The 14,084-nt window shown below is 58.9% G+C and carries 18 protein-coding genes; all 18 read left to right on the forward strand.

Annotated elements, in window-relative coordinates:
- Positions 1–62 precede the first annotated feature (62 nt).
- Positions 63–410 carry a phage tail tube protein gene (locus PSH64_RS05825; RefSeq protein ID WP_018926973.1) on the forward strand — a complete coding sequence of 116 codons (348 nt, stop codon included), beginning with the start codon at positions 63–65 and terminating at the stop codon, positions 408–410.
- Entirely contained in the window at positions 407–703 is a 297-nt protein-coding gene (locus PSH64_RS05830; protein WP_105340306.1) for a phage tail assembly protein, read from the forward strand. The genes PSH64_RS05825 and PSH64_RS05830 overlap by 4 nt, the downstream gene beginning before the upstream one ends.
- A 130-nt stretch (positions 704–833) precedes the next feature.
- Positions 834–2,333, forward strand: coding sequence for a phage tail protein (locus PSH64_RS05835; RefSeq protein ID WP_305480211.1), 1,500 nt, complete (start codon positions 834–836; stop codon positions 2,331–2,333).
- A complete protein-coding gene (locus PSH64_RS05840) occupies positions 2,320–3,558 on the forward strand; it encodes a DNA circularization protein (RefSeq protein ID WP_305480213.1) in 1,239 nt (412 codons plus the stop codon). The genes PSH64_RS05835 and PSH64_RS05840 overlap by 14 nt, the downstream gene beginning before the upstream one ends.
- Before the next feature lie 3 nt (positions 3,559–3,561).
- Positions 3,562–4,605 carry a phage baseplate assembly protein gene (locus PSH64_RS05845; RefSeq protein ID WP_305480214.1) on the forward strand — a complete coding sequence of 348 codons (1,044 nt, stop codon included), beginning with the start codon at positions 3,562–3,564 and terminating at the stop codon, positions 4,603–4,605.
- 145 nt (positions 4,606–4,750) lie between these two features.
- Positions 4,751–5,260: a phage baseplate assembly protein V gene (locus PSH64_RS05850; RefSeq protein WP_105340311.1), complete on the forward strand. Its 510-nt coding sequence runs from the start codon at positions 4,751–4,753 to the stop codon at positions 5,258–5,260.
- Positions 5,260–5,658: a phage GP46 family protein gene (locus PSH64_RS05855; protein ID WP_018926967.1), complete on the forward strand. Its 399-nt coding sequence runs from the start codon at positions 5,260–5,262 to the stop codon at positions 5,656–5,658. Before PSH64_RS05850 ends, PSH64_RS05855 begins: the two co-directional genes overlap by 1 nt.
- On the forward strand, positions 5,648–6,691 hold the full coding sequence (locus PSH64_RS05860) for a baseplate J/gp47 family protein (protein ID WP_305480217.1): 1,044 nt from the start codon (positions 5,648–5,650) through the stop codon (positions 6,689–6,691). The genes PSH64_RS05855 and PSH64_RS05860 overlap by 11 nt, the downstream gene beginning before the upstream one ends.
- Complete coding sequence (locus PSH64_RS05865; RefSeq protein WP_105340313.1) at positions 6,679–7,278, forward strand: YmfQ family protein; 600 nt, start codon at positions 6,679–6,681, stop codon at positions 7,276–7,278. Before PSH64_RS05860 ends, PSH64_RS05865 begins: the two co-directional genes overlap by 13 nt.
- A gap of 11 nt (positions 7,279–7,289) precedes the next feature.
- Positions 7,290–8,441, forward strand: a complete 1,152-nt coding sequence (locus PSH64_RS05870) for a phage tail protein (RefSeq protein WP_105340314.1) — start codon at positions 7,290–7,292, stop codon at positions 8,439–8,441.
- Entirely contained in the window at positions 8,438–8,953 is a 516-nt protein-coding gene (locus PSH64_RS05875; RefSeq protein WP_305480219.1) for a phage tail protein, read from the forward strand. The genes PSH64_RS05870 and PSH64_RS05875 overlap by 4 nt, the downstream gene beginning before the upstream one ends.
- Before the next feature lie 132 nt (positions 8,954–9,085).
- Positions 9,086–10,159 (forward strand): phage tail protein, encoded by a 1,074-nt coding sequence (locus PSH64_RS05880; RefSeq protein ID WP_305480220.1) that lies wholly within the window; start codon positions 9,086–9,088, stop codon positions 10,157–10,159.
- Positions 10,160–10,166: 7 nt separating this feature from the next.
- A complete protein-coding gene (locus PSH64_RS05885) occupies positions 10,167–10,775 on the forward strand; it encodes a tail fiber assembly protein (RefSeq protein ID WP_305480222.1) in 609 nt (202 codons plus the stop codon).
- Positions 10,776–10,789: 14 nt separating this feature from the next.
- Positions 10,790–11,353 (forward strand): glycoside hydrolase family 19 protein, encoded by a 564-nt coding sequence (locus PSH64_RS05890; protein ID WP_305480223.1) that lies wholly within the window; start codon positions 10,790–10,792, stop codon positions 11,351–11,353.
- On the forward strand, positions 11,335–11,853 hold the full coding sequence (locus PSH64_RS05895; RefSeq protein ID WP_305480225.1) for a lysis system i-spanin subunit Rz: 519 nt from the start codon (positions 11,335–11,337) through the stop codon (positions 11,851–11,853). The genes PSH64_RS05890 and PSH64_RS05895 overlap by 19 nt, the downstream gene beginning before the upstream one ends.
- Positions 11,854–11,933: 80 nt before the next feature.
- Positions 11,934–12,434, forward strand: coding sequence for a CinA family protein (locus PSH64_RS05900; protein WP_105340322.1), 501 nt, complete (start codon positions 11,934–11,936; stop codon positions 12,432–12,434).
- Between the two features lie 83 nt (positions 12,435–12,517).
- Entirely contained in the window at positions 12,518–13,570 is a 1,053-nt protein-coding gene (recA, locus tag PSH64_RS05905; protein WP_007940559.1) for a recombinase RecA, read from the forward strand.
- Positions 13,571–13,578: 8 nt separating this feature from the next.
- A complete protein-coding gene (gene recX, locus PSH64_RS05910; protein ID WP_026286484.1) occupies positions 13,579–14,046 on the forward strand; it encodes a recombination regulator RecX in 468 nt (155 codons plus the stop codon).
- Positions 14,047–14,084 lie beyond the last annotated feature (38 nt).

The raw sequence follows: 14,084 nt of genomic DNA on the forward strand, positions 1-14,084 counted from the left end.
GCCTTTGACTGTATGAATTCGGCCCACCGCGTGTGGGCTTTTTATTTGAAGGGAGAAACACCATGGGTCAACTGATTGCGGGCACCTGCTACGTCAAAGTGGACGGCGCTCAACTGACCATCAACGGCGGCTGCGAAGCACCATTGATGGCCGTTAAACGGGAAACCGTCGTGCCGGGCTTCTACAAGGAAACCGACATCGCGCCGTCGTTCAAAGTGACGGCGCTGCACACAGCGGACTTCCCGCTCAAGCAACTGATTGCCGGTTCCGACATGACCGTCACCTGCGAATTCAGCAACGGCAAAGTCTATGTACTGGCCGGCGCGTACCTGGTGGAAGAGCCGGTATCCAAAGGCGATGACGCCACCATCGAACTGAAATTCGAAGGCATCAAGGGGACCTGGCAATGAGCAACGCCGTGAAGCTTCAAGTTGCGATCGAAGCCCACGGCGAGCCCTTGACCGAGCTCAACCTGCGCCGCCCGACGGTGCAGGAAGTGCGGGCGATCAAGGCGCTGCCGTACAAGATCGACAAGAGCGAAGAGGTCAGCCTCGACATGGACGTCGCGGCTAAATACATCGCCGTGTGCGCCGGCATTCCGCCGTCGTCGGTCAACCAGCTGGACCTGGCTGACCTCAACACGTTGAGTTGGGCCGTCGCGAGTTTTTTCATGAGTGCGGCGTCGGCGCCATCACCGACCTGATCGCAGTCGCCTATGACCTGGCCTGGTTCTGGAAGGTTGACCCCGAACAGATGATGGCCAGGCCACTGGATGTGCTCCGCGAATCACTGGAGCACGCGCAACGGATCAATGCGATGCAGCAGGTGCAGTGATGGCAGACACAGAAACGAAAGAGAAAACCTCGGTGCTGCTCACGGGCATCGATGAACTGTCGCCCAAGCTCGGTGCCCTTCGGGCAAAAGTCGAGGGCTTCAAGAAAAATCTGGAGCAGACTGGCCTCGGCAAACTGGACATCAGCGGCTTGTTCAAGGGCGGTAGCGTGATCACGCCGTTCATGGATGCGATCAAGGCGTCCGACGCGTTCAAGGGCAAATTGACCGAGGTCAGCGAATCGGCCGAAGGCGTTGATTTACCGAAGGCGCCGGCAAGCGCTACGCAAAACATGAATGTGTTCAGTCGCTCGATGGAGCAGGTATCGATCGCGGCCAACACGGCCTTGCAGCCTGCTGTCGCGACCGTAACGGCAGGTCTTCAACCGTTGTTGGCTGGATTTGGCAGCCTGCTCGATGACAACCCGAAATTGGTCGAAGGGCTGGCGGCAGGTGCCATCGCATTTTCGGCAATGCAAACGGCCGTGACTGGCGCGACGCAAGTGTTCGATCTGATGAGCATGGTGCTCAAGACCAATCCGATCATGCTGATGGCCATGGGTATCGCCCTGGCGGCTGGTTTGATCATTGCCAACTGGGAACCGATTTCGACGTTTTTCGCCGGGCTCTGGCAAAAGGTTGTCGGTTATTGGGCGCCGATCAGCGGCGTTTTCTCGGCAATTTTTGATCAAGTAAAAGCAGTCGTGAGTGCGGGATTCGATTTCCTTAAAGCGTGGTTTGCCTGGACGCCCTACGGAATGATCCTGAACAACTGGGGGGCCGTTGTCGGTTTGTTTGCGGCGATCTGGGATCTGCTCGTGGCACTGACCGTGCCGGTAAAGGAGAAACTGCGCAGCCTGTTCGACTGGGTGCCGCTGGACGCCATTGCCGCGGCTTGGGATCAGGTGCCTGTCATTTTCTCGGGCTACTGGGAGTCGATCAAGCTTGGAGCGCAGGCGTTCTTTTCCTACCTCAGCGGGCTATTCACTTGGTCGCCCTTGGATGCACTGAGCGAAACATGGGCATCTGTGGTTCAGTTTTTCAGTGAAAAAGCGGAAAAGCTCCGGGCCATTCTGGCGCCGATCCAGGAAATGCTGGGCGGTAGCTTTGGCGGCTTTATCGCCAAAATTACCGGCAAGGTCGAAAGCTTCACCGAGGTGCAAAAGAAAACCAATGCTGAAGGCAAGGGTGAGTTTGCGCCGGCGGCGGCGTTCATCAATGCCGCTTCCGAGCCAACCTCAAACGCGCTGGCGACTCCCGGCAGTTTGCCGCTCAAGTCGTCGATGCAGCCCGGTTCTCTGACCCAAAACTCCAACACCCTGATCCAGCAAAGCGCGGCCAACAACCGCACGCAGCTCGAAGGCGGCCTGACGGTGCGCTTCGAAAACGCGCCGGCCGGGCTGCGCACCGATCAACCGCAAACCAATCAACCGGGGCTGTCGCTCAACTCGCGCATCGGCTACCGCTCACTTTCCCTGGGAGGCTCCAATGAGTTGGCGTGACCGTTTGTTGCCGGCGTCCTTTCGCGGTGTCGGTTTCTGGGTCGATCAGGCGAAAACCCCGGTCGGTAAAAAGGGCCAGTTGCACGAGTATCCGCAGCGGGACCTGCCGTTTTTCGAGAGCCTTGGCCAACAGGCGAAGATCCATGATCTGACGGCGTTCATCGTCGGCCCCGATTGCCTGGAGCAGCGCGACAAGCTGCTCAAGGCGCTGGAGCTGGGCAGTGGTGAACTGGTCCACCCATGGCTGGGGCGGCTACAAGTCAAGGTCGGCGAATGCGACATGACCCAAACCCGCCAGGACGGCGGGCTGGTGACGTTCACGCTGAAGTTTTACCCCGATGAACCGCTGCCGTTTCCGACGGCTACGGTCAGCACGCAGAAGGTGTTGCTGGTCAAAGCCGACACCTTGCTGGGTTCGGCGGTGGCGCGATTCGAAGAGGTCATGACCCGGATCCAGGCAGCGCGGATCGGTATCAACAATCTGCGCAACAGCCTGACCGGGGTGTATGACGTGATCAAGGAACAGCTCAAACCGTTGATCGAGGAGTACCGGCAGATCACCGAGCTGGTCAAAGCGGTCAAGGAGCTGCCCAAGGAAGTGGCGGCGGAATTCAAGGGATTGCTTGGCGACATCAAATCGCTCAAGGACTTCGCGAAGGAGGGTTATCGTGGCGTGATTGCCGACGTGTCCCAACAGCTCGAAGCCATCCGCAAGGCCGATGCGCCGAAGCTCACCACCGGCAAGGACACCACGGCCGCGGCTCAAGCCATGGCCGATCTGGTGCAGGACACATTGCTGGTCAAAGTGGCGCAATGGGTCGCCTCGATGCCGGTGGCGTCGACACCCGTGAAACTGACGTCGCAGCCGTCGCTGGATCATCAGACCGTGCAACCGGTCACTCGTCAGGAAGTGCCGGTCACCGACGATTTGCAGCTGTTGCAAAGGGAATTGAACGAAGCGATCCAATTGGCATTGAACAAGGCCAACCCCGCGCACTATCAGGCCATCAACGATGTTAAGCAGGCGTTGAATGCGCACCTAAAAGCCGTGGCGTCGTCCGGCGTGCGGCTGGTCAGCAAATCTTTTCAAGAGAGCTTGCCTGCCGTCGTTGTGGCCTATCGGCAATTTGCCGATGCCACGCGGGTCACGGAAGTGACTCAGCGCAACGGTATTGCCCATCCACTGTTCCTGCCGCCGAACGATGTGAAAGTCTCCAGGGAGTGAGCCATGAGCGACATGGATAACCGGGTCACCCTGACCGTCGGCGGCCTGGAATACGGTGGCTGGAAAAGCGTGGAGATCACCGCTGATCTGGAGCGCCAGTTCCGCACCTTCAAACTCAACATCACCTGGCAATGGCCGGGACAGACCGTGGACAAACGGATCCAGCCCGGCGACGCCTGTGAAGTGCGCATCGGCCAGGATCTGGTGCTGACCGGGTATGTGTTCAAGGCCCCGATCAGTTATGACGGACGGCAGATCAGCCTGAACATCGAAGGCAGTTCCTGTACCCAGGACCTGGTGGATTGCGCCGCGACCAACCGCCCGAATCAATGGCATGAGCAGTCGCTGTTGAGCATCGTCGAAGCGCTGGCGATCACCTACAAGGTCTTTGTGGTCAGCGAAATTCCCGAGACCGCCCGGCTCAGCAGTCACACCATCGTGCCGGGGGAAACGGTGTTTCAATCCATCGACCGCTTGCTGACGCTGTTCCGGGTATTTTCTACCGATGATGCCCAGGGCCGGCTGGTGCTGGCCCGACCTGGCAGTGGGGGCCGGGCCAGCGATGCGCTGGAGTTGGGCAAGAATATTCTGTCGGCCAACGCGCCGATGGATTACAGCCAGGTGTTCTCCGAATACCGGGTCATCGGCCAGCACAAGGGCACGGACAAGAAGAGCGGGGCGGCAGTCAGCGAAGTTGAATCGGTGTCCGCCGACCTGAGCTACAAGCGTCGGCGGGTCACGGTGATCAACGAAGGCATGCAGATCAATCCCGATCTCGCCTTGCAACGGGCCAACTGGGAAAGCGCCACCCGCGTGGGCAAGGCCAGAACCACCACCTATCAAGTGCAGGGCTGGCGGCAATCCAACGGCGATCTGTGGCGGCATAACACGCTGGTGCGGGTCAAGGATCCGGTGCTGGGGTTCGATGACGACATGCTGATTTCCAAAGTGACCTACTCGCTGTCGGCGCAAGGTTCGATCACCACCCTGCAAGTCGCACCGCCGCATACCTTCGACGCCAATCCCGAGCCTGCCAAGAAAACCTGAGCCTTGCACCGAACCCTGTGGGAGCGGGCTTGCTCGCGAATGCGGTTGATCATTCATCACTGAAGTCGACTGGCCCACCGCTTTCGCGAGCAAGCCCGCTCCCACAGTTGATCGTGTCCGGGCCAATTCTCTGAAGGAAAACCCAATGAGCCTACTGACACGCCTCCTGGCGCGCGGCACTGTCGTGCTCGCCAACTCGGCCACCAAGCTTCAATCGCTGCAAATGCGCCTCACCGCCGGCGAAGTGAACGACGACATGGAGCACTTCGAACCCTACGGTTTCACCAGCAACCCACTGGCCGGCGCCGAAGGTGTCGCCACGTTTCTGGGCGGTGATCGCTCCCACGCCATCGTGCTGGTGGTCGCCGATCGTCGCTACCGCCTGCAGTCCCTGGCTGCTGGCGAAGTGGCGATCTATACCGACGAAGGCGACAAGATCCACTTCAAGCGCGGGCGGATCATCGACATCGAAACCGCCACCCTGAACATCCGCGCCAGCAGCGCGGTGAACTTCGATACACCCGTGATCAATCAGACCGGAAAAATCGTCTCCACCGGCGATCAGGTTGCCGGCGGCATCAGCCAGATCAAACACGTGCATGGCGGAGTGCAAGCGGGCAACGGCCAGACCGGCGTACCGGCGGGAGGGCAGTGATGTTGATCAGCCAAAACCTCCACGCCGCACTGACCCGCTCGGTGCTGATCAGCCTGTTCACCTGGCGCCGCGCCGCCGATGACGATGCCCTCGACGATGAAGAGCGTTTCGGCTGGTGGGGCGACAGCTTTCCTACGGTGGCCGACGACCGCATCGGCTCGCGGCTGTGGCTGTTGCGCCGGGTCAAGCTGACCCGCCAGACCCAGATGGACGCCGAGTTCTATGCCCGTGAAGCCCTGCAATGGCTGATCGACGACGGCCACTGCAGCGCCATCGACATCATCAGCGAACGCCTCGACGCCCAGCGCCTGAACCTGCGCACGGTCCTGACCCTGGCTGATGGCGAACGCCTGGACATCAACCCTGATAACAGTTGGCAGGTGATCTATGCCGTTTGAAACCCCTTCGCTGCCGGTGCTGATCAAGCGCACCCAAAGCGACCTGGCCAGCGATTCGCTGCGCCAGTCCGATGCACAAGTGCTGGCCCGCACCCTCGGTGGCGCCGCCTATGGCCTGTATGGCTACCTGGACTGGATCGCCGAGCAGATCCTCCCGGACAAGGCCGATGAATCGACCCTGGAACGGATCGCCGCACTGCGCCTGAACCAGCCGCGTAAACCCGCGCAAGCGGCCAGCGGCAGCGTCAGCTTTACCGCCAGCGCCGGTGCCGTGCTGGACGTCGACACCCTGCTGCAATCGAGCGATGGTCGCACCTACAAAGTGACCGCCGCGCGCACCACCAGCAATGGCCTCAACACCACCACCATCGCCGCGCTCGAGGCCGGTAGCCTGGGTAACGCCGAGGCGGGCATGACGTTGATTCCGGTGCAACCGATTGCGGGAATCGTCGGCAATAGCTTTACCGTGCTGGCGCCGGGGCTCAACGGCGGTGTGGCGCGGGAAAGCCTGGAGTCATTGCGTGCACGGGTGATTCGCTCCTACCGCATCATCCCCCACGGCGGTTCGGCTCAGGACTATGAAACCTGGGCGCTGGAATGCCCTGGCGTGACCCGCGCCTGGTGCCGTGGCGGTTTGTTGGGGCCGGGCACGGTCAGCCTGTTCATCATGCGTGACGACGACCCGCAACCGGTGCCGAACGACGAACAACTGGCCGAAGTCCAGGCCTACATCGAGCCGCTGCGCCCGGTCACCGCCGAGGTGCATGTGCAACGGCCGGTTCAGGTACCGGTCGTCTATCACCTCAGCGTGAATCCCGACACCACGGCAGTCCGTGCGGCAGTCGAGGCGCAATTACGTGACCTGCATAACCGTGAAGCCGACCTCGGCCAGAAACTGTTGATCAGTCACATCCGTGAAGCCATCAGCAGCGCCAGTGGTGAATACGACCATTCACTCACCTCGCCTGTCGCCGATGTCCCCGCCAATCAAAGCGAATTGCTGACATTCGGAGGTTGCGTATGGGGGGCATAAGAACCGCCGCGCAATACCACGCCCAACTGCGCAGCCTGCTGCCCAGTGGGCCGGCCTGGGACCCTGAACAAGTTCCTGAGCTCGAAGAAGTGCTCGAAGGCGTCGCCCAGGAACTGGCCCGCCTCGACGCCCGCGCCGCCGACCTGCTCAACGAAATGGACCCGGCTGGGGTCAGCGAACTGGTGCCCGATTGGGAGCGGGTAATGAACCTTCCCGACCCATGCCTGGGCGCCACGCCGCTATTCGACGACCGCCGTCTCGCGGTACGCCGCCGCCTGCTCGCGGTCGGCAGCCAGGCCGTCGGCTACTACCTCGAAATCGCCAAAAGCCAGGGTTACCCGAACGCCACCATCACCGAACTGGAAGCCCCGCGCATGGGCCGCTCGCGTTTCGGTGCGGCCCACTGGGGCACTTGGGAGGCGCAGTTCATGTGGACGCTGAATACCGGTGGGCGATTGCTGTTGGGCCGGCGTTTTGGGGCGAGTTACTGGGGCGAGCGTTTCGGCGTGAATCCAGGCTCGGCGCTGGAGTGCCTGATCCATCGCAGCGCACCGGCACATACCAAGGTGCACATCAATTATGACTAGGGAATAGAGAGATGGATTATCCGAAAAGTGTGCCCAGCGCCGGGTTGGTGAATGGGAAGTTTGTGGATGAGAACCCGCTGACCGGGACGCCAGGGTCGTTGATTCCGGCGGAATGGGGGAATGGGGTGACGCAGGAGATTGTGAACGTCATCAAGGCTGGGGAATTGACTCCGGATGAGGCGAAAAGCGACCAGTTGCTGCAAGCGATTCAGACAGTCGCCGCCAAAGGCTGGAACCAGGACCTGGCATTGCCCCTAACGGCCTTGCCATTGCCGACAGTAGCGACCGTCGATGCCCGTTTGCCAGTGACCCCGGCCGCTGTTTCTACCGGCGGTGGCAAGGTTTCGATTCCGGCTGGTGTGTACATCAGTCTCGGTCAGGAAGTCGTGGCCGGGCAGTTGGGGCGCTCCCGTACATTTGTGACCACGGGCTGGAGCAGCCTGGATTTGTTGGCTAACGCGGGCTACTTCCTGAGAGCGCAAGTGATAGGGGGAGCGCTGACGTTCTATACGCAGCGAGGAACAATCTATGACGCTGCTCCCGAAGGATTGAAAGGTACTGTCAATGGTGGGGCTGGTGGAGGCTTTCAGTCTACGCCGCTGGATATTTGCATCGCCTGGATCGCGACCGGAGCCCCTGGTACGACGCCAACAATACGACAGATGTATAACCGCAACCGGTTGTCATGGACTCAGACGGTGAATGGTAGCGGCGTGGTTTATCTGCCGCTGGACCCACATGCGCGTGCAGCACGTCTGGTGGTGGGTAACCCGACTCCCCATCCCACAGCTATTACCAGTGTGTCCTTTGCGCCGGGCGGATGGCAAGGCGGCAACTATTGCTATCTGAATCCAACCGTTAACTATTCCAATAACTGGGATGGCTGGGGAACGGCAGGGGCTTCTGTTGGCATCTTTACCAGCAACGTCGTTAACGACACGACGGTTTCTTCACTGACCGCAAGCTTCGATCACTCGGAGCTGCGCTCGCTTTGGCAGGTTTATCAAGCCGAGCATACGTACGGCGCCAGTAATGCGAGCAGTGATGAGTTGCTTTTTGGTATGGGTCTCAAGGCCTTTTCTCAAGCTGACTATGCAAACGGTATTGCGATCAACTTTGCGGCGGCGGTTAACGTACTTGTGTCTTGGGAGTTGATCCGATGAACGTTATTCAAGAGCTTCATCAGTTCGAAGACGGTCTGCGTCCTGCGCAACCTTCTGCCGCCCATGACTGGGACGGTGAAAAATGGCTGCTGGACGCCGCGAAAGTTGCTCAGCTGGAACAGCAGGAAGCCGAACGCCTGTGCGCCAAAGTCGATGCCGCCGCAGACATTGCACGCACTGCTCTGGCCGGTGATCCATTCAAAGCCATGGAATACGCTCAGGCGGCCGCTGACGCCCAAGCCTTTCAGGACGCGGGCTATCCGAAAAAGGACGTGCCGCTGGCTGTGTCCGCGTGGGTCGTTAAAGGTCGGACGGCCAAGCAGGCTGCGGACCAGATCCTGGCTAAGGCAACACAATTCCATGAAGCGTTGCTGGCGCTGCGCGTCCTGCGCCTCAAGACCAAAGAGCAGATCAAGGTGCAGGCGGCCAAAGGCAATATAGACCTGGCCCGAAATACCTGCGAAGAAGCGATTGCAGCGATTCGTCAAACCGTTGCGAGCGTTGCTGATTAAAGCTCGTGGCAATGCGCAATTCCCTCGGCCCTCTCCTCAGTGGGCCTTTTTTTATTCAAAACAATTTTGAACCTCGCCATATCAACTGCCGCGCTGGTAGGGGCATTTTTTATTTCGAGGGAGGATGAACGTGTGGACTATCCAAAAAGCGTACCCAACATAGGGTTGGTCAATGGCAGGTTTGTGGATGAGGATCCCATCGCCGGCACGCCGGGATCGTTGGTCCCTTCAGTCTGGGGCAACAGTGTTACTCAAGAAATATTGAGTGTTATCAGTTCAGTTGGGTTAGTCCCCTCTGAAGCTGATAATGCTCAGTTGCTCAAAGCTATTAAGTTAATGATGACCAAGGCAAGTCCAATGTTGTCGCTGGTAACAAATGTTACGGCGACAAAAGAACTAACCTCTGAAGACTTGGGTCTTGTTCTTGTGAGTGGAGCGTCGGGGACCACCACGCTTACACTGCCTGCTGTCAATACGAGTTTGGGCATTCGTGATGTCATCATTCGACGGATGGATAACAGTGGTAACCGTTTGCTCGTTCAGTGTTCAGGCACTGACACCATTAAGTTTCATACCCATCTGCGTGCTACGGGTTATCCGTTTTTGGTACTGATGGGCGCGGGTGATTGGTGGCACCTGCGCAGTGATGCTTCCGGCAGTTGGTGGCCTGTAGGACGTTTTGATAACACGGCGCTTGGACGACCGGTCTTTGAAACAACAACATTGTTCAGCCCTGGAGGATATGGGGCATTGAACGGGGCCGTGCTTTACCGCAATGAATGGCCCTGGCTATGGGATCATGCTCAACAGTCCGGCATGTTAAGAACGGAGACTGCGCGCGTTGGATATGAAGGCGGCTGGACCAGTGGAGACGGTGTTTCCACCTTTAGAGGGCCAGAAGGGCGTGGAGAGTTTTTGCGTGTACTTGATGAGAGTCGTGGAGTGAATCCTGGTCGTGTCGCAGGTTCCAGAGAGACCGATACATTGCAGGAGCACGGTCATGCTCTGCTCAATCAAAGCAAAGGCTCAACCAGTGTAACTCTTAACTCAGGTAATCAGATGAATGCAAACATTGCTGAGATTGGGGTGAATGCAGGGGCTTCGACTAATCGATGGGTAGTTGTTGAGGGAATGATCGGTGGTCGCTCTTCCAGTGAGACCCGCCCACTGAACATCGCCTATCCAGGCCGGATAAAGGTTGTTTGAGAGTGCTATGGTTAATTATTTAGTTGATGATGTTCAGGCGTTAATTGGACCTGTAGTGTTTCCAGTCATACCGGGATTAGGTGCATTGCAACCCAGCAACTCCATTGCATTTGCTGATGTTTTGGAAACACCTGCTGTTGGTTTCGTATGGGCTTTGGTTGAGGGAGGAGTAGTTCAGGTTCCTGACAAGAGAGGTACTGTTTATCGAGTCGACACAGGCGCCAGTGAACGGTGGGTGGAGTTGGGTGAACTGCCGGAGGGACTGACAGAGCAAGTCTGGCCTGGTGCATTTCATGTATGGGGCGACGGTGGTTGGCAGCTTGATGAATCGGCTAAGCGTAACAGTGAAGCGGCAATAGTTTTGGCGGATCGAGATAATTATTTACGCGATGCCGTGTTGCGTATTGCTCCACTACAATATGCCGTCGACCTAGGCGATGCTACGCAACAAGAGCAATCGACACTACTGGACTGGAAACGCTATTGCGTTATGTTGAGTCGCATCGAACAGCAAGTCGGTTTTCCCTTTGAGGTGGTGTGGCCGATATTGGCGATTTATGAACCCAAGGAACCGACGAAGTCGTTGCTCTCACTTTTTCGCACCAAACAAAAGTAAGTAGAGGTCAATTTATGCCGCTAACAAAATGGCTGCTGCTTAAAGTTATGCCCAACGCCCGCTCCCAAGCGGGCGTTTTCATTTCCGCCCTCAACACCGCCATGTCTCACCGCAACATCAACACCCCGAAGCGCATCGCCGCCTTCCTCGCGCAAGTCGGCCACGAATCGGGGCAATTGCAGTACGTACGTGAACTGGGCAGCACGCAATACCTGAGCAAATACGACACCGGCACCCTGGCCGCCCGTTTGGGCAACACTCCAGAACCCGACGGCGACGGTCAAAAGTACCGTGGCCGAGGCCTGATCCAGATCACCGGGCATAACAACTACCGCCAATGCAGTCTCGGCCTGTTCGGCGATGAGCGTCTGCTGGCTCTGCCTGAACTGCTGGAGCAACCTCAGTGGGCAGCCGAATCAGCGGCGTGGTTTTGGGAGCAAAACGGCCTGAATGAACTGGCCGACCGCGACCAGTTCAACAGCATCACCCGCCGGATAAACGGCGGTTTGAACGGGTTGCAGGATCGCCTGGAAATCTGGGCGCGGGCGAGGGCGGTGCTATGCCAGTCCTCGGTCTGAACGGTTGGCGATTGATCGGTCTGCTGGTGCTGGCTGGTTGTTCGGCGGCGCTGGCCTGGCAGTTTCAGGATTGGCGCTATGGCCAGCAACTGGCGGAACAGGCCAGGCTGCACGCCGAGACCCTTAATCAACTGACTTTGGCGACCGCCACCGAGCAACAGGCCGAACAAAACAGGCGTCTGGCCCTGGAGCAGCGACTGTCGGCCAGTGAACAAACCCATTATCGAGCGCTTAGCGATGCCGAACGTGATCAAGGTCGCCTGCGCGATCGTCTTGCCACTGCTGATGTGCGCCTGTCAGTCCTCCTCGATGCCCATGACGCTGCCTCAACCTGTGCAGTGCCAGCCGCCTCCGGCGCCGGCGGCGTGGATCATGGCGCCCCGCGAGCCCGACTTGACCCGGCGCATGCTCAACGAATTATCGCCATCACCGACGCAGGCGATAATGGACTGATTGCCTTGCAGGCCTGTCAGGCCTACGTCAGAGCCCTCGCTCGCTAACATTTTGATCGATCCTGAGCCTTGCAAGCGTGATCCGCTCGTGTACGGTAGTGCTCATTCCGCTCGATCAGGAGAGAGCCGTGAAAGATATTACTCAGCTGGCCGCCGAGCTTGGCAGGCGCTTGCAGGTTCTCAATGCCCACGTCACCACTGCCGAGTCCTGCACCGGGGGCGGGATTGCCGAGGCGATCACCCGTATTCCGGGGAGTTCGGCGTGGTTCGAGGCCGGTTATGTCACGTACTCCAACCGCCAGAAAACCCAGCAATTGAATGTCCCGGCCGAGTTGTTCGAGACGGTAGGGGCGGTCAGTCGCGAAGTGGTCGAGGCCATGGTCCGCGGTGCACAGGAAAAAAGCCGGGCGCGGTTTGCCGTGGCGGTCAGTGGTGTGGCCGGGCCGGACGGCGGTTCGCCGAGCAAGCCCGTGGGCACGGTGTGGCTGGCCTGGGGTGTCGGTGAGCAGGTGTTCAGCGAGGTCCAGCACTTTGCCGGTAACCGCGACGAGGTCCGCCGACAAACGGTGAAGGCCGCGCTAGAGGGGCTGCTGCGGCATGCCGCTGGAGAAATCTCAAATCAGGGGTAGGCGATCCTGAAACGCTGTGGAATAATACTGGCTACTTATACAGGTGTTGGCCGTCAGGCCTTATTGATTACGTGAGGACTTTAATGGACGACAACAAGAAGAAAGCCTTGGCTGCGGCCCTGGGTCAGATCGAACGTCAATTCGGCAAGGGTGCCGTAATGCGTATGGGCGATCAGGACCGTCAGGCGATCCCGGCCATTTCCACTGGCTCTCTGGGTCTGGACATCGCGCTCGGCATTGGCGGCCTGCCAAAAGGCCGTATCGTTGAAATCTACGGTCCTGAATCCTCCGGTAAAACCACCCTGACATTGTCGGTCATCGCCCAGGCTCAAAAAGCCGGCGCGACCTGCGCATTCGTCGATGCCGAACACGCCCTCGACCCTGAGTACGCCGGCAAACTGGGCGTCAACGTCGACGACCTGCTGGTTTCCCAGCCGGACACCGGCGAGCAGGCCCTGGAAATCACCGACATGCTGGTGCGTTCCAACGCGGTAGACGTGATCATCGTCGACTCCGTGGCCGCTCTGGTGCCGAAGGCTGAAATCGAAGGCGAAATGGGCGACATGCACGTGGGCCTGCAAGCCCGCCTGATGTCCCAGGCGCTGCGTAAAATCACCGGCAACATCAAGAATGCCAACTGCCTGGTGATCTTCATCAACCAGATCCGCATGAAAATCGGCGTGATGTTCGGCAGCCCGGAAACCACCACCGGTGGTAACGCGCTGAAGTTCTACGCCTCGGTTCGTCTGGACATCCGTCGTACTGGCGCGGTGAAAGAAGGTGATGAAGTCGTCGGTAGTGAAACCCGCGTCAAAGTCGTGAAGAACAAGGTGGCTTCGCCGTTCCGTCAGGCTGAGTTCCAGATTCTTTACGGCAAGGGCATCTACCTCAACGGTGAGATGATCGACCTGGGTGTTCTGCACGGTTTCGTCGAGAAGTCCGGTGCCTGGTATGCCTACAACGGCACCAAGATCGGTCAGGGCAAGGCCAACTCGGCCAAGTTCCTGGCAGATAACCCGGAAATCGCCGCGACCCTTGAGAAGCAGCTGCGCGACAAGCTGCTGACCCCGGCGCCGGACGTCAAGGCTTCGGCAGTCAGAGAGACTGAAGACGACCTGGCTGACGCTGATATCTGATTGATCCGATGACCGCCGTACTCGATACACTCGTCGCGGTGCGGCGAACCGCAATGGACCTGCTCGCGCGACGCGAGCACGGTCGAGTCGAGCTGACGCGTAAACTGCGTCAGCGCGGCGCCCCCCCTGAAATGATCGACACAGCACTCGACCGCTTGACGGAAGAGGGCCTGTTGTCCGAATCCCGTTACCTCGAAAGCTTTGTTTCCTACCGTGCCCGCTCCGGTTATGGCCCTTTGCGAATTCGTGAAGAGCTCAGCCAGCGCGGTCTGCAGCGTACTGACATCGAACTTGCCTTGCGCGAGAGTGGTATCGACTGGCAGGAGCAACTGGAAGATACCTGGCGGCGCAAATTTTCCGGGCATTTACCGATAGATGCCCGGGAACGTGCCAAACAGGGCAGGTTCCTGAGTTATCGGGGATATTCCATGGAAATGATCAGCCGCTTGTTCAGCGGCCGAGGGATGGACGATTGACTGAAACGGCTCGCTATTTCGATAGCGGGCCGTTTTTT

It is taken from the genome of Pseudomonas sp. FP1742, from assembly GCF_030687145.1.
In the GTDB taxonomy this organism is placed as follows: Bacteria; Pseudomonadota; Gammaproteobacteria; order Pseudomonadales; family Pseudomonadaceae; genus Aquipseudomonas; species Aquipseudomonas frederiksbergensis_D.